Annotated in this window: 19 protein-coding genes; 18 read left to right on the top strand and 1 reads right to left on the bottom strand. The window is 48.5% G+C overall.

The features are described 5' to 3' along the window. Nucleotides 1-726 (bottom strand): C39 family peptidase, encoded by a 726-nt coding sequence (locus CXL14_RS06520; protein ID WP_014418976.1) that lies wholly within the window; start codon nucleotides 724-726, stop codon nucleotides 1-3. Between the two features lie 237 nt (nucleotides 727-963). Here CXL14_RS06520 and CXL14_RS06525 point away from each other — a divergent pair, with 237 nt between their 5' ends. The 18 genes from CXL14_RS06525 (at nucleotide 964) to CXL14_RS06610 (ending at nucleotide 18,970) form a co-directional block, all read left to right on the top strand. Next, the gene (locus CXL14_RS06525; protein ID WP_007407436.1) at nucleotides 964-2,136 is read left to right on the top strand and encodes an ATP phosphoribosyltransferase regulatory subunit; all 1,173 of its coding nucleotides are present in this window, start codon (nucleotides 964-966) and stop codon (nucleotides 2,134-2,136) included. Then, nucleotides 2,129-2,770 carry an ATP phosphoribosyltransferase gene (hisG, locus tag CXL14_RS06530; protein ID WP_012118547.1) on the top strand — a complete coding sequence of 214 codons (642 nt, stop codon included), beginning with the start codon at nucleotides 2,129-2,131 and terminating at the stop codon, nucleotides 2,768-2,770. The genes CXL14_RS06525 and hisG overlap by 8 nt, the downstream gene beginning before the upstream one ends. Further along, nucleotides 2,767-4,080 (top strand): histidinol dehydrogenase, encoded by a 1,314-nt coding sequence (hisD, locus tag CXL14_RS06535; RefSeq protein WP_014418975.1) that lies wholly within the window; start codon nucleotides 2,767-2,769, stop codon nucleotides 4,078-4,080. Before hisG ends, hisD begins: the two co-directional genes overlap by 4 nt. Next, a complete protein-coding gene (gene hisB / locus CXL14_RS06540) occupies nucleotides 4,046-4,630 on the top strand; it encodes an imidazoleglycerol-phosphate dehydratase HisB (RefSeq protein WP_014418974.1) in 585 nt (194 codons plus the stop codon). The genes hisD and hisB overlap by 35 nt, the downstream gene beginning before the upstream one ends. Next, the gene (gene hisH, locus CXL14_RS06545) at nucleotides 4,631-5,269 is read left to right on the top strand and encodes an imidazole glycerol phosphate synthase subunit HisH (RefSeq protein WP_014418973.1); all 639 of its coding nucleotides are present in this window, start codon (nucleotides 4,631-4,633) and stop codon (nucleotides 5,267-5,269) included. Continuing rightward, complete coding sequence (gene hisA / locus CXL14_RS06550; protein ID WP_014418972.1) at nucleotides 5,266-6,003, top strand: 1-(5-phosphoribosyl)-5-[(5-phosphoribosylamino)methylideneamino]imidazole-4-carboxamide isomerase; 738 nt, start codon at nucleotides 5,266-5,268, stop codon at nucleotides 6,001-6,003. The genes hisH and hisA overlap by 4 nt, the downstream gene beginning before the upstream one ends. After that, complete coding sequence (gene hisF / locus CXL14_RS06555) at nucleotides 6,000-6,758, top strand: imidazole glycerol phosphate synthase subunit HisF (RefSeq protein WP_014418971.1); 759 nt, start codon at nucleotides 6,000-6,002, stop codon at nucleotides 6,756-6,758. Before hisA ends, hisF begins: the two co-directional genes overlap by 4 nt. Beyond that, entirely contained in the window at nucleotides 6,755-7,375 is a 621-nt protein-coding gene (gene hisIE / locus CXL14_RS06560) for a bifunctional phosphoribosyl-AMP cyclohydrolase/phosphoribosyl-ATP diphosphatase HisIE (RefSeq protein ID WP_014418970.1), read from the top strand. Before hisF ends, hisIE begins: the two co-directional genes overlap by 4 nt. A 211-nt stretch (nucleotides 7,376-7,586) precedes the next feature. Further along, a complete protein-coding gene (locus tag CXL14_RS06565; protein ID WP_014418969.1) occupies nucleotides 7,587-9,356 on the top strand; it encodes an ABC transporter ATP-binding protein in 1,770 nt (589 codons plus the stop codon). 88 nt (nucleotides 9,357-9,444) lie between these two features. Continuing rightward, nucleotides 9,445-10,059, top strand: a complete 615-nt coding sequence (locus tag CXL14_RS06570) for a hypothetical protein (RefSeq protein ID WP_014418968.1) — start codon at nucleotides 9,445-9,447, stop codon at nucleotides 10,057-10,059. Between the two features lie 36 nt (nucleotides 10,060-10,095). Continuing rightward, nucleotides 10,096-10,773: a response regulator transcription factor gene (locus CXL14_RS06575; protein WP_014418967.1), complete on the top strand. Its 678-nt coding sequence runs from the start codon at nucleotides 10,096-10,098 to the stop codon at nucleotides 10,771-10,773. Further along, the gene (locus CXL14_RS06580) at nucleotides 10,770-11,831 is read left to right on the top strand and encodes a sensor histidine kinase (protein ID WP_014418966.1); all 1,062 of its coding nucleotides are present in this window, start codon (nucleotides 10,770-10,772) and stop codon (nucleotides 11,829-11,831) included. The genes CXL14_RS06575 and CXL14_RS06580 overlap by 4 nt, the downstream gene beginning before the upstream one ends. Before the next feature lie 115 nt (nucleotides 11,832-11,946). Then, complete coding sequence (locus tag CXL14_RS06585; protein WP_014418965.1) at nucleotides 11,947-13,401, top strand: tetratricopeptide repeat protein; 1,455 nt, start codon at nucleotides 11,947-11,949, stop codon at nucleotides 13,399-13,401. Nucleotides 13,402-13,796: 395 nt separating this feature from the next. Further along, nucleotides 13,797-15,209, top strand: a complete 1,413-nt coding sequence (locus tag CXL14_RS06590; RefSeq protein ID WP_007407424.1) for a peptidoglycan DL-endopeptidase CwlO — start codon at nucleotides 13,797-13,799, stop codon at nucleotides 15,207-15,209. A gap of 206 nt (nucleotides 15,210-15,415) precedes the next feature. After that, entirely contained in the window at nucleotides 15,416-16,366 is a 951-nt protein-coding gene (trxB, locus tag CXL14_RS06595; RefSeq protein WP_007407423.1) for a thioredoxin-disulfide reductase, read from the top strand. A 273-nt stretch (nucleotides 16,367-16,639) separates the two neighbouring features. Continuing rightward, the gene (locus tag CXL14_RS06600) at nucleotides 16,640-17,107 is read left to right on the top strand and encodes an 8-oxo-dGTP diphosphatase (protein ID WP_003151491.1); all 468 of its coding nucleotides are present in this window, start codon (nucleotides 16,640-16,642) and stop codon (nucleotides 17,105-17,107) included. A gap of 25 nt (nucleotides 17,108-17,132) precedes the next feature. Continuing rightward, nucleotides 17,133-18,020 (top strand): RNase adapter RapZ, encoded by an 888-nt coding sequence (rapZ, locus tag CXL14_RS06605; protein ID WP_012118535.1) that lies wholly within the window; start codon nucleotides 17,133-17,135, stop codon nucleotides 18,018-18,020. Further along, nucleotides 18,017-18,970 carry a gluconeogenesis factor YvcK family protein gene (locus CXL14_RS06610; RefSeq protein ID WP_014418964.1) on the top strand — a complete coding sequence of 318 codons (954 nt, stop codon included), beginning with the start codon at nucleotides 18,017-18,019 and terminating at the stop codon, nucleotides 18,968-18,970. Before rapZ ends, CXL14_RS06610 begins: the two co-directional genes overlap by 4 nt. Nucleotides 18,971-18,994: the final 24 nt, after the last annotated feature.

The following is an 18,994-nucleotide window of genomic DNA, read 5'->3' on the forward strand; positions in this document are numbered from 1 at the left end:
TTATGACTTGATCACAATGGCCTGGCTGCCCATCTGCTTCCAGGCTTTTTCAAAGTCAGACCGGTCTGTTTTTCTGTTTTTATAGCCGTAAGGATCATTAACGTATACATAATCGTGATCATAACCGGTGACGGCTACGCTATGCATGCTGAACGTAATGTCGATCTTTCCGTTCGGCGTATTCCAAGTCTGCATATGATCAACCGGCTTAAAGGATGTGGTGGTAATCACCCAGACCGGCCGTCCCTTTTCAAGCTGGCGGTACACTGAAGAAATGTCTTTTCCCGTCAGGTCATATACTTTGTTTCCCGCATATTCTTTGGCAAGTTTATCAATCGGCTCATGATAAACGCCTAAACCCGGGCCGTTTTCCATGTCTCCGGCAAATCCTTCACTCGGATCTCCCTTCAGCCCGCTGCTGTATGTGAGCGGAACTTTATTGATTTTATCCGCCAATGTATTTTTTGACACATGATATCCGGCATTGTTCAAAATCATGGCAAGGCTTGTCACCTCACAGCCATTGTACAGTCTGGGAGAATCCATCTGTCTGTACAGAACGACATTCAGCGGTGACGCGCTCCCTTTTAACGGTGTTTTCTCATCAGGCTCGTCGGACTGCTGATTAAAAAAATTCAAATGAATATCGTTTGTATAGATGTTATACCCGAGATAGACAAGGATGGCTGTCAGAATCAGCACACATAATGTTCCAAGCGTCTTCATTATTACTCTCCCTTGTTTCTGATGAAGCTATTCTATGTATTATAGCACTTCTGCTCAATATGATTCGATCGTTCCGGTATGTTTACAGGTTTGTTCATTCTTTAGCCATGTTTATGGAAAAGAATAGGCGGACATTGGGCGTTGCAATTCATTCTTTTATCTGCTAACATATTATTATATTAGCGAACTAAAGGATTCGGAATTTTCCTTCAGATAAAGCGGAGGTGCAAAAGGCAAATGTTTATGTTTGAGAAACCGCATGGCATGAGAGATACGCTGCCCGGTTTATACGAAGCCAAGAAAAAAGTCCGTTCCACACTGACGGATTTAATTGATAAATGGGGTTATCAGTTTATGGAGACGCCGACCCTTGAATTTTATGAAACAGTAGGCGTCCAGTCAGCTATTGAAGAACAGCAGCTGTTTAAGCTTCTCGATCAGGACGGAAAAACGCTTGTGCTTCGGCCTGACATGACCGGACCGATTGCCAGGGTGGCGGCGTCTAAGCTGCACAAACACAATCATCCGCTCAGAGCGGGGTACGCGGCAAGCGTCTATCGCGCTCAGGAGCGGGAAGGCGGACGTCCGGCCGAATTCGAACAGGTCGGCGCGGAGCTGATCGGCGACGGATCAACAAGCGCGGACGCCGAGGTGATTGCGCTGGCGGCAGGCGCTTTGAAAAACGCGGGATTGCACCGGTTTAAAATCGCGATCGGCCATGCCGGACTCGCTGATGAGCTGTTTGTCGAGGTTTTGGGCAATGCCGAGCGGGCGGATGTTCTGCGGCGCTTTCTCTTTGAAAAGAATTACGTGGGATACAGGGAACATGTCAAATCTCTTCCGCTTTCTTCAATAGACAAAAGCCGGCTGCTCGCACTTCTGGAATTGCGAGGCGGGAAAGAAATCTGCGCCAAGGCGGAGGAGATCATCGGCATCTCCGGACAAAGCTTGATTCAGGAGCTGGAAGACCTGTGGGACATTCTTGAGGATTACGGGTGTGCCGAGCATATTCGCCTTGATCTGAATATGGTCAGCCATATGAGTTATTACACGGGAATTTTATTCGAAGTATATGCGGCAAATGTTGGTTTCGTCATCGGAAGCGGCGGACGCTATAACAATCTTCTCGGCCATTTCGGCAGTCCCGCTCCCGCCACGGGTTTCGGGCTCCGTATCGACAGGCTGATTGAAGCGCTCGGCATCCAGGAAGAAACTAGTGAAGCGGACGCCGTGATTTTCAGCAAGGAGCAGCGGGCGCAGGCCATTTTATTCGCGGAGGAAGAAAGGGCGAGAGGCAGAAAAGTCGTCCTGCAGGATCTGGCGGGCATTGAAAATATCGATCATATGACAAAATCATTCGCAAACGTCACATACTTTATCGGTGCCAGAAAGGAAGAGCAGAATGGGTAAGGTACTCACAATGGCAATGCCAAAAGGACGGATATTCGAAGAAGCGGCCGGGTTGCTGCGGCAGGCCGGATACAGGCTGCCCGAGGAGTTTGAAGAATCGAGAAAGCTGATCATTGACGTTCCTGAAGAAAATCTCCGCTTTATTCTGGCAAAGCCGATGGATGTGACGACCTATGTCGAGCATGGCGTCGCTGATGCCGGTATTGCCGGAAAGGATGTCATGCTTGAGGAAGAGCGTGACGTGTATGAGGTGCTCGATCTGAAAATCAGCAAATGCCATCTCGCCGTTGCGGGGCTTCCCGGAGCGGATTGGAACGGAGTCGCCCCGAGGATTGCGACGAAATATCCGAATGTTGCGTCGAGTTATTTCAGAGAGCAGGGCGAACAGGTGGAAATCATTAAGCTGAACGGTTCCATTGAATTGGCGCCTTTAATCGGGCTTGCTGACAGAATCGTAGATATCGTATCAACCGGGCGGACATTAAAGGAAAACGGTCTCGTTGAATCAGAACATATTTGTGACATCACATCGCGTTTTATCGTCAATCCGGTCAGCTACCGCATGAAGGATGATGTAATCGACGAAATGGCGGCCAGGCTGGCCAGGGTTGTGGAAGGAGAAACGGCACAATGAAAATAACCGCAGTAAAAAGAAGCGAGCGGTTTTCACTGAAGCGTTCCATCGACAGCGGAACCGAAGAGCAGCGGAAAACCGTCAGGGGGATTATTGAAGACGTCAGACAAAACGGTGACAAAGCCGTTTTGGCCTATACAAAAACATTTGACGGCATCAGCCTGAACCAAATGGCCGTGAGTGCTGAGGAAGTCACCGAGGCGTACCGTCTGCTTGATGATCAGCTGCTGGAAGTGATCAGACAGGCGATTGCCAATATTAAAGAATATCACGAACGCCAGCTGCAATCTTCTTGGTTTTACCATCGCAAAGACGGCACGATGCTCGGGCAGAAAATAACGGCGCTCGATTCCGCGGGCGTATACGTGCCGGGCGGGACGGCCGCTTATCCGTCTTCCGTTTTAATGAATGTCATCCCCGCTCTCGCTGCGGGAGTGGAACGGATCGTTCTCGTCAGTCCTCCGGGGAAAGACGGCCGCCTTTCGCCGGGCGTTCTGGCGGCGGCGTCTGAGCTCGGCATAAAGGAAATTTACAAAGCGGGAGGCGCGCAGGCGATTGCCGCGCTCGCTCACGGAACCGAAACGATACAGCCTGTTGATAAAATCACGGGCCCCGGCAATATATTTGTAGCGCTCGCGAAGCGCGAAGTCTTCGGCGTTGTGGATATTGACATGATTGCCGGGCCCAGTGAAATCGTGGTCCTGGCAGACGATACGGCGGTGCCCAAAGAAGTCGCTGCTGACCTGCTTTCACAGGCCGAACACGATACGCTCAGCTCAAGCGTGCTTGTCACCGACTCACGGAAGCTTGCCGAAGCCGTATCAGATGAGGTGAATAAACAGCTTCAGACACTGCCGCGTAAAGAAATCGCCGAAGCGTCGATCAAGGATCACGGCCGCATTTATATTACGGAATCGATGGAAGATGCGGTGGACACGGTGAATGCGCTGGCGCCCGAGCATTTAGAAATCATGACGCATTCGCCGGAGGCTTTGCTTGGAAGCATCAGACACGCGGGAGCGATTTTCTTAGGACGATACAGCGCTGAACCGGTCGGCGATTATTTTGCCGGACCGAATCACGTTTTGCCGACAAACGGAACGGCGCGGTTTTCAAGCCCGTTGAATGTAACAGATTTTCAAAAGAAATCGAGCATCATCTCTTACAGCCGGAAGGCATTTGAAACGCACGCAGACAGCATTTCCGCCTTCGCGAGACTGGAAGGGCTTGAAGCGCACGCAAGATCGATTGAAGCGAGAAACGGAGGAATGACCGATGAGAAAAGCGGAACGCGCCAGAACAACAAATGAGACCGATATTAAGCTGGCTTTCGAAATAGACGGAGAAGGAAAAGCCGACATCAGCACGGATGTGCCGTTTATGACTCATATGCTTGATTTGTTCACAAAGCATGGGCAATTCGATTTAACTGTTGACGCAAAAGGCGATACGGAGATAGATGATCACCATACGACTGAAGATATCGGCATCTGTTTAGGGCAGGCTTTTTTGGAGGCGCTCGGTGATAAAAAAGGGATCAAACGGTACGGATCAGCGCTTGTGCCGATGGACGAAGCGCTCGCCCAAGTCGCCGTAGACCTGAGCAACCGGCCGCACCTTGAGATGCGCGCTGCATTTCCACAAGCGAAAGTCGGAACGTTTGATACCGAGCTGGTACATGAATTCCTATGGAAACTGGCGCTGGAAGCGAGAATGAATCTGCACGTCATCGTTCATTACGGCACGAATACCCATCATATGATAGAAGCCGTGTTTAAGGCGCTTGGCAGAGCGCTTGATGAAGCGTCATCCATTGATCCGCGCGTCAAGGGTGTGCCGTCTACGAAAGGAATGCTGTAAATGATCGGTGTAATTGATTACGGTATGGGCAATTTATTCAGCGTGTCGAAGGCGCTGGAACGCGTCGGCGTCCCGTATGTCGTATCAGACCGGCCGGAAGAGCTTGAAAAAGCGGATGCTTTTATTCTTCCCGGTGTCGGATCATTCAGTGACGCCATGGACAATTTACGCAGCACGAAGCTTGATCAATTCATACACCGTATGGTTGACGAGGGGAAGCTGCTCCTCGGCATCTGCCTCGGCATGCAGCTCATTTTCGAAGAAAGCACCGAAAACGGCTCTGCAAAAGGACTTGGTTTATTAGCCGGAAAAGCTGTGAGACTCAAAGACAGAGATGCCGAAGGAAAAAAGCTGAAGGTGCCGCATATGGGCTGGAACCGGCTGACGTTTCACCAAACGTCTCCTTTGCTTTCGGAAGCGGAAGAAGGCTTCGTTTACTTTGTCCATTCCTATTATATAGACGGGATGGAAGACGGCGATCTTCTGGCAAGCGCTGAGTACGGCGTTCGTGTTCCGGCCATCGTCGGTAAACGCAATGTCTTCGGTGCCCAGTTTCACCCGGAAAAAAGCGGTACGGCCGGAATGGCGATCTTAACGCAATTTACAAAAATGGCAGCGGAACAGGAGGTGAAGAAATGAACGCTTTTACATTATATCCGGCAATCGATATGAGAAACGGCAAATGCGTCCGCCTCATCCAAGGCGATTACGGCAAGGAAACGATATACGGTGACTCTCCTTTAGATATGGCGGCGCAATTTGCACAAGAAGGTGCCGAATGGATTCATCTCGTGGATCTTGACGGCGCGAAAGCAGGCAGGAAAGTAAACGACAGGCATGTTCTTGACATTGCGCGGCAGCTTGATGTCAAAGTCGAGATCGGCGGCGGGATCCGTTCTGAAGCGGATGTGTACGGTTATTTATCACAAGGCGTTGATCGCGTCATTCTCGGCAGCTCGGCCGTATCCGATCCGGCATTTGTGAAGAGCATGCTGAAACAATACGGCGGCAAAATCGCGATTGGCCTTGATGCAAGGAACGGATATGTCTCGACGGAAGGCTGGCTGGAAACATCCTCGGTAAGAGCGGCCGATCTAGGCCATGAATTGGCGAAGGAAGGAGCGGAAACCTTCATTTTCACGGATATTGCAACTGACGGCATGCTGTCAGGACCGAACATCGAAAGCACCGTTCAGCTCGCAAAAGCAACAGGAAAAACCGTCATCGCTTCAGGCGGAGTCAGCTCAGTCGCCGACCTCAAAGCACTGGCCCGCTTCAAAGACGCCGGCGTATCGGGAGCGATTATCGGAAAAGCGCTGTATACAAAACAATTTACATTGGCTGAAGCGCTCAGCGGGGTGAAGGACGCATGATCACGAAACGAATCATTCCGTGTCTCGATGTGAAAGAAGGACGCGTCGTCAAAGGCATACAATTTCTCGGGCTGAAAGATGCGGGCGATCCTGTCGAGCTGGCCGAAGCTTACGACAGGGAGGGCGCTGACGAACTTGTTTTTCTCGACATTTCCGCCTCTCACGAAGGCCGCAAGACGATGACAGACGTCGTAGAACAGGTTGCGGCAAAACTGGCGATTCCGTTTACGGTCGGCGGCGGAATTAATCAATTAAGCGATATGAAACGAATGCTTCGCGCCGGCGCTGATAAAGTATCCGTTAATACAGCGGCCGTTCTCCGCCCCGAGCTGATTACGGAAGGAGCGGATTTTTTCGGCTCGCAATGCATCGTAGCGGCGATTGACGCAAAGTATGATGAAGATTCGGATTGCTATAAAGTGTACACACACGGCGGCAGACAGAAAACCGACTGGGAAGTCACGGCCTGGGCAAAAGAAGCCGTCAGCCGGGGAGCGGGCGAAATCCTGCTGACAAGCATGGACGCAGACGGTGAGAAAACAGGCTTTAATCATACGCTCACACAGCTTGTCACACGTGCCGTCCCGGTGCCCGTCATTGCGTCAGGGGGAGCCGGCAGCGCGCGCCATATGCTTGAAGCCTTCACGATCGGTGAAGCGGACGCCGCGCTTGCAGCTTCCATTTTCCATTATAAAGAGACATCTATAAAAGAAGTGAAAGATTATATGAAGAAACACGGGGTGAATGTGAGATGAAACGGGCAGATGAACTGCGGTTTGACGAGGCCGGACTGATTCCCGCCATCGTACAGGATGCGGCAAGCAAAGAAGTGCTGACACTGGCTTATATGAATCGTGAATCCTACGAAAAAACGATAGAAACGAAAGAAACCTGGTTTTACAGCCGTTCACGGCAGGAGCTGTGGCATAAAGGAGCGACATCAGGGAATACCCAAAAGGTGAAAGCCATCCGTTATGACTGCGATCAAGATGCCCTCGTCGTGCTTGCGGAGCCCTCAGGACCCGCCTGCCATAAAGGAAGTTACAGCTGCTTTTCCTCGGAAAAAGCGGACGCGCAGGATCGTTTCGGCATCTTAAACGAACTGGAAAGCGTAATCGCCAAACGGCAGGCGGAGATGCCTGACGGAGCCTACACAACGTATCTGTTTCGGGAAGGCGTCGATAAAATCCTCAAAAAAGTCGGCGAAGAAGCCGCAGAGGTTATTATCGCCGCCAAAAATCGCGACCATGAAGAATTAAAATGGGAAGCGGCGGATTTGCTGTATCATTTGCTCGTTCTTCTGCGTGAGCAGTCGCTTCCTTTGGACGACGTGCTTGACGTCCTTGCAAAACGCCATTCAGCATCTGAGTAAAACAAACCTCACGGAGAGATCCGTGAGGTTTTTAATCTGTCAAACTTAAACATTCAATTAAATATTCCTTATTTCCGCAACCGGAGGCAGATGAATTTGATAATATTGACTAATAGAGTTTATTTTGGTTTTTATCAAAAATGTACGTTTTGTTCATATTCCGTTCATGCACATCCGTTATAGTATAAACAGTGATATAGGAGGAAAACATATGCCGAATAAACAACCAAAACCTAAAGGGAAATTCAGCTCATTTTTTTCATTAGTCAAAAAAACAAAACCATCATACGGTATGCTGGCCTTCGCGCTGTCTCTCAGTATTGTGACAACGCTCGTCAGCCTGCTGATTCCACTATTGACAAAGCAGCTCGTTGACGGCTTTTCCATGTCGTCGCTGTCAGGCGTGCAAATCGGAATCATCGCAGCCGTGTTTATCGTACAGGCCGCATTAAGCGCCTACGCCACCTACGCCCTGAACTACAGCGGCCAGAAAATCATCTCGGGACTGCGTGATTTGTTGTGGCAGAAATTAATTAAACTGCCCGTCTCTTATTTTGACAAAAACGCCACAGGAGAAACGATCAGCCGTGTCACCAATGACACAATGGTGGTAAAAGAGCTGATCACAAACAATATCAGCGGATTTATTACCGGAATCATTTCCGTTATCGGGTCACTGACGATCTTATTTTTCATGAACTGGAAGCTGACATTGCTCGTGCTGATCGTCGTGCCGCTGGCTGCGGTGATTTTAGTGCCGATCGGCCGGAAAATGTTTAAAATTTCTCGGGAAACACAGGATGAAACGGCGAGATTCACCGGATTATTAAACCACATCCTCCCGGAAATCAGGCTTGTAAAAGCGTCAAACGCTGAAGAAGCGGAATACGGACGCGGAAAAGCAGGCATCATGGCGCTCTTTAAACTCGGGCTGCGTGAAGCGAAGGTGCAGTCGCTCGTAGGCCCGCTTATTACACTTGTATTAATGGCGGCGCTGGTCGCTGTCATCGGGTACGGCGGGATGCAGGTGTCATCCGGTGAATTGACAGCCGGCGCACTCGTTGCCTTTATCCTGTATTTGTTTCAGATCATTATGCCGATGGGCCAGATCACTTCATTTTTCACACAGCTTCAAAAATCCGTCGGCGCAACGGAACGGATGATTCATATTCTTGCAGAAAAAGAAGAAGATATCCAAACCGGAAAAGCCATTGAAAACGCGGATCAGCCGATTAAGCTTGAACAAGTCTCATTCGGCTACAAAACAGATCAAACCATCTTAAAAGACATTACGGCTACGATTGAGGCCGGCAAAGTCACCGCGATCGTCGGACCGAGCGGCGGCGGAAAAACAACGTTATTTAAGCTGCTTGAACGATTCTACAATCCGACTGCGGGCAGCATCCTGCTCGGAAATGAACCGATTGATACGTATTCCCTTGAGTCATGGCGGGAGCATATCGGCTACGTGTCGCAAGAAAGCCCGTTAATGTCAGGCACCATCCGCGACAATATCTGCTACGGATTAAAACGCGAGGTGACTGATGAGGAACTGAGGCAAGCGGCTGACATGGCCTACGCCCTGCAATTTATTGAAGACTTACCGAAGAAATTTGAAACCGAGGTCGGTGAGCGGGGAATTATGCTGTCAGGCGGACAGCGCCAGCGCATCGCTATTGCCAGAGCGCTCCTTCGCAACCCGAGCATTCTGATGCTTGATGAAGCGACATCAAGTCTGGACAGCCAATCTGAAAAATGGGTGCAGCAGGCGCTGGAAGTTCTAATGGAAGGCCGCACCACGATTGTGATCGCCCACCGTTTATCCACGGTTGTGGATGCAGATCAGCTTCTCTTTGTCGAACAGGGTGAAATCACAGGACGGGGCACACACCATGAATTAATGGCATCCCATTCGCTGTACCGCGATTTTGCGGAACAGCAGCTGAAGCTGAATGCCGACTTAGAAAACAAAGCTGTGTAAAGCAAGACTTTATGAATAAAAAGCAGCTGAAAAAGCTGCTTTTTATTTTGTAGACGGAGTTCTGTTCATAGAAAGCGGAGGTTAAATCATGAAAAAACGCACAAAGATTTTTTATTGTCACGCGGCCGTACTGCTCGTATTCATGACTGCCGGGTGTACGGGCGGTAACGATGATGAGCCAGGCCATTCTTCAAGTCCGGCCGGGGGAAGCAGCATCAACAAGGCTGAAACAGCATCAGCGGCAGAAAAAAACGAACCCGTAAACAAAGATTCACATCACGTCTCTGCGGACAAAAGCGAACCGGATAACATGTCGGCAGATTATTCTCCTCTGCAAATTGAATATGCCCGCATCTGGCTGCAGCTTGGGGAAAATCAGCAGATAGATGAATTGAACGTTCGCCGCATTCCGGCCGGAGCACTCGTCAACCCTGACGATCACACGAGCGCCCGCTATCCGGAAGATGTTACGCAGTTAGCAGGCTCCCGGTTAATCGATGGGTCAGTCACTTACAGCAGCAACGGCGACGGCACCATTCAGGTATACAATGTTCCTTTGCGCTGGGAGTCTCGTGAAGATACTGATCAAGGCGTAATGAAAGAAGTGACGGAAGAGATGATCCGCCATACAAAAAAAGTGTCTGTTGATACAGGAGACAATGAAAAAATAAGACGGTTAATAGACATCATGTCGATTCATTAAAAGAAGACAGGCAAAAAAGCAGAAGGAGGGATTTTCATGGCTGTCATATTGGTTGCGGATGACGACCGCCATATCCGTGAGCTTGTCCGCCTTATGATGGAGCAGAGCGGTTTTGACGTCGCAGAAGCGGAAGACGGGGAAGCGGCGGTGCGGCTGATCGAATCCGCACCTATAGATCTCATCATACTGGATGTGATGATGCCGAAAATGGACGGGTTTGAAGTCAGTGAAGCCGTCCGCAGCTTTACGGACATTCCGATTTTGATGCTGACGGCAAAAGGCGAAACGCTGGACAAAGTGCAAGGTTTTACTTCCGGAGCGGATGATTATCTCGTCAAACCGTTTGAGCCGCTTGAGCTGGAAGCAAGGGTCAAAGCATTGCTGAAACGGTACCGGATCACCGCTGAAAAACTGCTGACCATCGGAACGGTCACATTAGATAAGCAATCCCGCACCGTAACGCGCGGCGGCGGAGTGGGATTGACATTGCCCCGGCGTGAATTTGAGCTTTTATTTAAGCTCGCCGGTTATCCGAATAAGACGTTTTCAAGAGAACAATTAATAGAAGATATTTGGGGCTTTGATTATGAAGGTGACGAGCGGACCGTTGATGTGCATATTAAAAGGCTGAGAGAACGGTTTCCGGAAAAAGACTATCCGTTTGCCATCCATACGGTGCGGGGGCTCGGGTATCGGTTTGTGGTGACAGGATGAAACGGATCTTCAGAACGGCTGGGAAAATCATCATCCTTCTCACCGTCACCGCATTCTTATGGCTGGCGGCTCACCTGATCGTTCAGGGATTCGGTCTCATATGGCCGATTTTGCTTGTGCCGTACGCCGAGCAGATTGTGACGCTTTGGCTTGTTTTCGGCCTGCTGTTTGTAACGATGTTTATTTTTTCAAAGTCAGCACGTGAAAGACATCATGCGATCTGGGATTCGCTGACCGCCACGATCAAGCAAATGTCGAGCGGCAACTTCACAGCGGCCGCTTCCCGGAAAATGGAGAAGATTGAGCGGAACCACCCCGTGACGAAATTGGCTGATGAACTGTCGACACTCGCCGCGGAACTGAGTGAAATGGAAAAACTGAAACAAGAATTTATTTCGAACGTTTCCCATGAAATCCAAACCCCGCTCACTTCATTAAAGGGCTACGCGCATCTTCTGAAAAAACCGGATTTATCATATGAGGAGCGGGGGCGCTACTTACACATCATCGAAACAGAAACAGAACGATTATCAAAAATCAGTGAAAATCTGCTGAAGCTCACTGCGCTTGAACGCCAAACCGAACCGATACAAAAAAAACCGTTCCGCATTGACAAACAGCTGCGGCGCACCATATTGACCTGTGAGCCTGAATGGTCCGCCAAACAGATTGAGTTTCTCATTGATTTACAGGAGTCGTATGTGTACGGAGATGAAGCGCTGCTCAGCCAAGTATGGATGAATCTGATTCACAATGCCGTAAAATTTACCGGTGAAGGCGGCCGCATTTCCGTTAAAATTGCAGATCTGCCGGGAGCGGCGGCTGTCGAAATCGCCGACGACGGAATCGGAATGGAGCCTGAACAGGCGGAGCGTGTATTTGAACGGTTTTATAAAGCGGACAAGGCGAGAAACGCAGGGGGAAGCGGGCTCGGCCTGTCTATCGCCCAAAAAATCGCAGAGCTGCACGGCGGTTCGATAGAGGTTGAGAGCAAGCGCGGCGAAGGAACCCTTTTCCGCGTCATTCTTCCAGCCGAGCCTCGTGAAAAAAACAGCTAAAATCTGGTCGAACCAGCCAGTAAAAAACGAAGCCGATCCTGTCTTTTGAACTATTGAGGCGAAACCGTTTTATGGTATACTACTGACGGTAATACGTATAAAACGGAGGATATTTGTGGGAAAACACACTTCTGAACAGAAAAAGCACGCGCAAATTGTCCAGCTGCTTCAGGATGGACAATATTTTTTTCATAAAGGCTTAAAAGCATATAAAGAGCGGAATTTAAAACGGGCCAGCAAACTGATTCAGCGGGCCGTCCACCTCGAGCCGAATGATTCCGAAATGCTGTCCCGGCTGGCCGTCATTTATTCTGAAATGGGCCACTACCAGCAGTCAAATGAGCTGTTCGACTTTATTTTGGTGAACCTGAAAGAAGAAATGCCCGAGTGTCATTACTTTAAAGCGAATAATTTCGCGCATTTGGGACTCTTTCAGGAAGCATACAAAGAAGCGGCGGCTTATTCAGATGCCGATCCGGACGGTGAATTCAGCGAAGAGATTGAAAATCTGATGGAGCTTTTGGATTTCGGTGAAGCGGGTGAAGACGAATCGCTCTATGACCAGGATGAGCTGCTGATCAGGCAGGACCGGGCAAAAACGCTTCTTGAGAGCGGCCAGCTTCATGAAGCGGTTGTCATGCTTGAAGAGATTACGGCCGATTATCCCGAGCTTTGGTCTGCATACAACAACCTGGCGCTCGCTTACTTTTACTCAGGCAATGTCACAAAAGCGAAACAAACGGTATTCGAAGTGCTTGAGAAAAATGAAGGCAATCTCCATGCCCTGTGCAACCTCCTTGTATTCTGCTATTACGAGAGGGAAGATGAAAAAGTCGGAGAATTGAGCGAAAGGCTCGCTAATGTGTATCCGATTTTATTCGAACAGCGCTATAAGCTGGGGGCGACGCTTGCGCTTGTCGGCAGACATGATCTCGGTTATAAATGGCTCCGTTCTCTTTACAAAAGCGGGTTCGAAGGCGACGAAACGTTTTATTACTGGCTTGCCGCCTCAGCCTACGGGACAGGCCGCACAGAATTTGCGGAAACCATTTGGAAAAAGGCCGAAGCCGAATTTCCCGAATCAGACCGGCCCGCGCCTTGGGCGGAGCGGCAGGAACCGCTGCCTGCTTCACTTGAACAGCGGCTTGCCGCCTATTATATCAGCAGCGCTGAAGGAGAGCGGAACCAGCTTGAAAAAGTTCTGACGGCAAAACGCGCCGTTTCACCGTTTGAACAAGATTTCGTCAGATTGCTGCTTTCCGGTGAAAAAGGCGCTTCAGACGTTTCCGGTGATGCGCTGTTCACGTATCGGACGGTCAAGCTTCTGGAGAAAGCGGAAGCCGACAGTTTAAAAACTGACGTCATGAGCTGCTGGGTTTTTCACGTCATTCAGCACATCCGCGCCGCCGCTGCCGTACAGAATGAGCGGGCGTGGGCCGCAGCCATCGCATATGTATGGAAAGAAGCAAACGGCGAAAAAACGACGAAAAAAGAAACGGCCGCCGTTTACGGTATAACGCCGGCAACACTTTCGAAATACATCAGACAAATAGATGATATATTAGAATAAAACCGATTCTTTCTATATAAAGAGTCGGTTCTTTTTTTATCAGAAAGGGGCAAACAGAACTTTACCGCCGAAAAAAGAGGTATTCATACGTATTTTTTTGCTTTTTGAATCGAAATCGGGCTGTAATCACCGTTTATTTTGCAAAATATGAGATTTGCAATCACATTGAAATATAACTGTAATAAAAATTGTCGAAACATGATGGTATAATGAGTCTCGTACATAAGAGATTAGTTTATTTTACATGTGCTGTATAATCTATACCAATTTAAAAGATTTAAAGATTCATACATAAAAATCATCAGCCTCACGGGTATGTGAGGGAGCGTAACTTTGATGTTCATAATAGAATTCCAAATGAGAACAGGTTTAAAGTAAAAGGGAGGAAAGAAAAAGTGAAAAAGAGTTTATTAACACTTGGTTTGGCTTCCGTCATCGGGACAAGCAGTTTTTTGATCCCGTTTACAAAAACTGCATCGGCGGAAACATTAGACAGCAAAAAAGCGAAAATTGAAAGCAAGCAATCTGAGGTGGCTTCAAGCCTTGAAGCAAAAGAAAGAGAATTGTCTAAGCTTCAGGACAAGCAGGCTAAGATTGAAAAAGAACTGAAAGACATTAACGCTAAAGCGTTGGATACAAGCAATAAAATCGAAGATAAAAAAGCTGAAAACGAAAAAACGAAAAAGCAGATCGCTGATTTGAAAAAAGAAATCAAAGAAACAGAAGCGCGTATTGAAAAACGCAATGAAATCCTGAAAAAACGCGTTCGTTCTTTACAGGAAAACGGCGGTTCTCAAGGATACATAGATGTTCTTTTAGGGGCGACAAGCTTCGGAGACTTCATTTCCCGTGCGACTGCGGTATCTTCTATCGTTGATGCGGATAAAGAGCTGATCAAACAGCAGGAGCAGGATAAAGCGAAACTCGAAGACGCAGAAGCTGAACTTAACGTGAAGCTGAAAAAAGTTCAAGATGATCTTGCGAAACTCGAGTCTATGCAAAAAGACCTGAACAAACAGCTTGATCAGAAAGACAAGCTTTTTGACGAAGCGAAAAACGGACAGAAAAAAGCGGCTTCCGCTATCTCTGATCTGAAAAAAGAAGCATCAAAGCTTGCAAACGAAAAAGCTGACACTGAAAAAGAACAGAAGCGCATTAAAGCTGAGCAGGCTGCAGCGGCTGCCCTGATCAAAAAACAGGAAGAAGCGCAAAAAGCTTCTGAAGACCAAAACCAAAAAGATGACAGCCAGCCGGCACCGGCGGTTAAAACTGTGAAAAAAGCGGCTGTTTCAACATCATCTGATTCATCTGACAGCTCAAGCAAACCGAAGAGCACTTCAGGCGGATCATCTCATAACAGCGGCGGTTCAGATGATTCTGACGGCGGATCTGTTATTTCAAATTCAGGCGGTATTGAAGGCGCGATCAGCGTAGGTTCAAGCCTTGTGGGTCAATCCCCGTACAAATTCGGCGGCGGACGCACTCAATCTGATATTAACAACCGTATTTTTGACTGCTCTTCATTCGTACGCTGGGCTTATGCTAACGCAGGCGTTAACCTCGGACCTGCAAGCGGCACAAACACAGATACATTAATCGGAAGAGGTAAAGCAGTAAGCGCGTCTGACATGAAACGCGGAGACTTAGTATTCTTCAATACGTATAAAACAAACGGCCACGTCGGCATCTACTTAGGTAACGGAACGTTCCTGAACGATAATACATCACACGGTGTATCCATTGATTCTATGAGCAATCCTTACTGGAAGAAAGCATTCAACGGCAATGTAAGACGTGTCGTGCAATAATGAATAAGACAAGGGCCTTCTATCCCGGAAGGCTCTTTCTTTATTTGTATACCCGCTCAGGAGCTGTCTAATCACGGTTTTTCAGAAAAATGAGCAAAAAAATAGCGAATTGCCCTCAGATTTAATAGGATATGGGTAAGGAATACGATTGATGGGGATTCTTAGTCATATAGGGTGCGCCCCATTTCGAAAAGGAGTGAATCATGGTGTCAGAAGAAAAAATTTATGATGTGATCATTATCGGCGCGGGTCCGGCGGGGATGACCGCTGCTGTTTACACATCACGAGCGAACTTATCCACATTAATGATCGAAAGAGGAATTCCGGGCGGCCAGATGGCCAACACGGAGGATGTTGAAAACTATCCGGGTTTTGAAAGCATTCTCGGCCCTGAACTTTCTAATAAAATGTTTGAACATGCGAAAAAATTCGGTGCGGAATATGCGTACGGCGATATTAAAGAAATCGTTGACGGCAAAGAATATAAAACGGTCAAAGCCGGTTCAAAAGAATATAAAGCGCGCGCCATCGTCATTTCTGCCGGAGCGGAATACAAAAAGATCGGCGTTCCCGGCGAAAAAGAACTGGGCGGCCGCGGCGTATCGTACTGCGCGGTTTGTGACGGCGCGTTCTTTAAGAATAAAGAGCTTGTCGTTGTCGGCGGCGGAGACTCCGCCGTTGAAGAAGGCGTCTATCTGACACGCTTCGCTTCAAAAGTCACCATCGTTCACAGACGTGACAAATTGCGGGCGCAAAGCATTCTTCAGGCGCGTGCTTTTGACAATGAGAAAATTGACTTCAAATGGAACAAAACCGTAAAAGAAATCCATGAGGAAAACGGAAAAGTCGGCAGACTTACTCTTGTGGATACCGTGACGGGAGAAGAAGAAGAATTCAAAGCTGACGGTGTCTTTATTTATATCGGTATGCTTCCGCTTTCTAAACCGTTCGAAAACTTGGGCATCACAAATGAAGAAGGCTACATTGAAACAAATGCTCAAATGGAGACAAAAGTTCCGGGCATTTTCGCCGCGGGAGACATCCGTGAAAAAACGCTCCGCCAGATCGTAACGGCGACAGGCGACGGAAGTATTGCGGCTCAAAGCGTTCAGCATTATGTGGAAGAGCTTGAGGAAACGCTCAAAACCGTTAAATAATCACTGTAATGTTCAGTTTTTGAATCGTTACTGTGTTTTAATTACGCTGTAACACGGGTGAAATACTGATGTTTTAAGATGAATGTAGTAATTGACCCCCTTTTTAATGAATACACTTTGGCACGGATTCCAATATCCGTGCCCTTTTTTTGCGATTTTCTGTTTTCTGTCAAATAAAAGAAAAGGATGTCGGTGTCTCTGCATTGTGAGAGACATGCCGAAACGGTATAATGAAGAGACGATGATTTGTTGAGAAGGTTAGGTGACGTACTTGTGCAAAGAGTGACAAATTGTGTGCTGCAGACAGATGATCAGGTTCTCCTTCTCCAAAAGCCGAGACGGGGCTGGTGGGTCGCGCCCGGCGGGAAGATGGAAAGCGGCGAATCCGTCAGAGATTCCGTCATCAGAGAGTACAGAGAAGAGACGGGCATTTATATACTAAATCCGCAGTTAAAAGGCGTGTTTACCTTTATTATTAAGGAACAGGAACAAATCGTGTCAGAGTGGATGATGTTTACTTTCGTCGCCGACTCGTACACGGGGCGGAATGTCGCTGAATCAGAGGAAGGCGTTCTGAAGTGGCATGACGTAAAAGATATCCACAGCCTTCCGATGGCCCCCGGAGACGGGCATATCCTTGATTTTATGATCAAGGGCCAAGGGCTTTTGCACGGCACCTTTACGTATACGCCGGACTTCGAGCTGCTCAGTTATCGTTTAGATCCGCAGCTTATCAAATAAAAGAAAGACCGCAGGGGGGAGAAAGATGAGTATGAATGAAAACCATGATATTCAGCTCGTCATCATTACGGGAATGTCCGGAGCGGGGAAAACCGTCGCCATTCAAAGCTTTGAGGATCTCGGCTATTTTTGCGTCGACAATCTGCCGCCTTCCTTGCTGCCGAAATTTTTGGAGCTGATGAAAGAATCAAGTTCAAAAATGAGCAAGGTCGCGCTTGTCATGGATCTGCGGGGACGCGAATTTTTTGACAGGCTGATTGAGGCGCTGGATGAAATGGCGGAAAATCCGTGGATTACACCGCGTATTCTCTTTTTAGACGCTAAGGATTCCATTCTTGTGACGAGATACAAAGAAACGAGGCGTTCTCACCCGCTGGCCGCTACCGGGCTTCCTCTTGAAGGAATCGCGCTGGAACGCCAGCTGCTTGAAGAATTGAAAGGGCGCTCTCAGCTGATCTATGACACATCGGATATGAAACCGCGTGATCTGCGTGAAAAAATCGTGGCGCATTTCGCCACGAACCAAGGTGAAACATTTACAGTGAACGTAATGTCATTCGGGTTCAAATACGGGCTTCCGATAGATGCCGACCTCGTGTTTGATGTAAGGTTTCTGCCGAATCCGTTCTACATTGAAAGCATGAGGCCGCTTACGGGGAAAGATGAGGAAGTGTCGTCCTATGTGATGAAGTGGAACGAAACACAAAAGTTTATTGAAAAGCTTGTTGATCTGCTCGGCTTTATGCTTCCGTCTTATAAGCGGGAAGGTAAAAGCCAGCTTGTCATCGCGATCGGCTGTACGGGCGGCCAGCACCGCTCCGTCACGCTCGCTGAGTATTTGGCTGACTATTTTAAAAAAGATTTCTATACTCATGTCACTCACCGGGACATTGAAAAGAGAAGCCGGAAATGAATAAGAAGCCGAAAATCGCAATCTTCGGCGGCGGAACGGGTCTGTCCGTGCTGCTTCGGGGGTTAAAGCATAAGCCCGTTGATATTACGGCGATTGTGACAGTTGCTGATGACGGCGGAAGTTCAGGCCGTCTGCGGGATGAACTTCAAATTCCGCCGCCGGGTGACATCCGTAACGTACTGGCCGCTTTGTCAGATGTTGAGCCGCTCGTTGAAAATCTGTTTCAGCACCGTTTCAACAAAGGAAGCGACTTAACCGGACATTCGCTCGGCAATTTGATTTTGGCAGCGATGACAAATATAACCGGTGATTTCTTTCACGCTGTCACCGAAATGAGCAAGGTGCTGAATGTGCGCGGCAGAGTGCTGCCGGCTGCCAACACCAGTGTCGTTCTTCACGCTGAAATGGAGGACGGGCAGGTCGTCTCCGGAGAATCGACAATCCCTTCTTACGGCCAGCGGATTAAACGGGTGTTTCTTACGCCTGAAAAAATTGATCCGCTCCCGGAAACGATTGACGTCATCCGTCAGGCCGATTTAATCATTATCGGTCCGGGAAGCCTGTACACAAGCATTCTTCCGAATCTGCTCGTGCCGAAAATCGGAGAAGAAGTCGTCAAGGCTGCGGCCAAAAAAGTATATATATGCAACGTCATGACACAGCCCGGCGAGACGCTGCAATACAGCGCGGCCGACCATGTCAAGGCGCTGAACGATCATATGGAGCAGCCGTTTATCGACACGATCTTAATCAACAATGAGGAGATCCCTGACGAAATCAAAAGCAAATATGCGAAAGAGCTGGCCCGGCCCGTCGACTTCAATATTGAAAAGCTGAAATCCATGGGGCTTGAGGTCATCAGGGATCAGATTATCACGTATAAAAATGGCGTAATCCGTCACGATACACATAAAGTGGCTTCTCTTCTTGTCGATTTATTAAGGGACTAGAGGCCTTTTGAAATGAGGTGGCTA

It is taken from the genome of Bacillus sp. SJ-10 (assembly GCF_002843505.1).
Lineage (GTDB): Bacteria > Bacillota > Bacilli > Bacillales > Bacillaceae > Bacillus > Bacillus velezensis.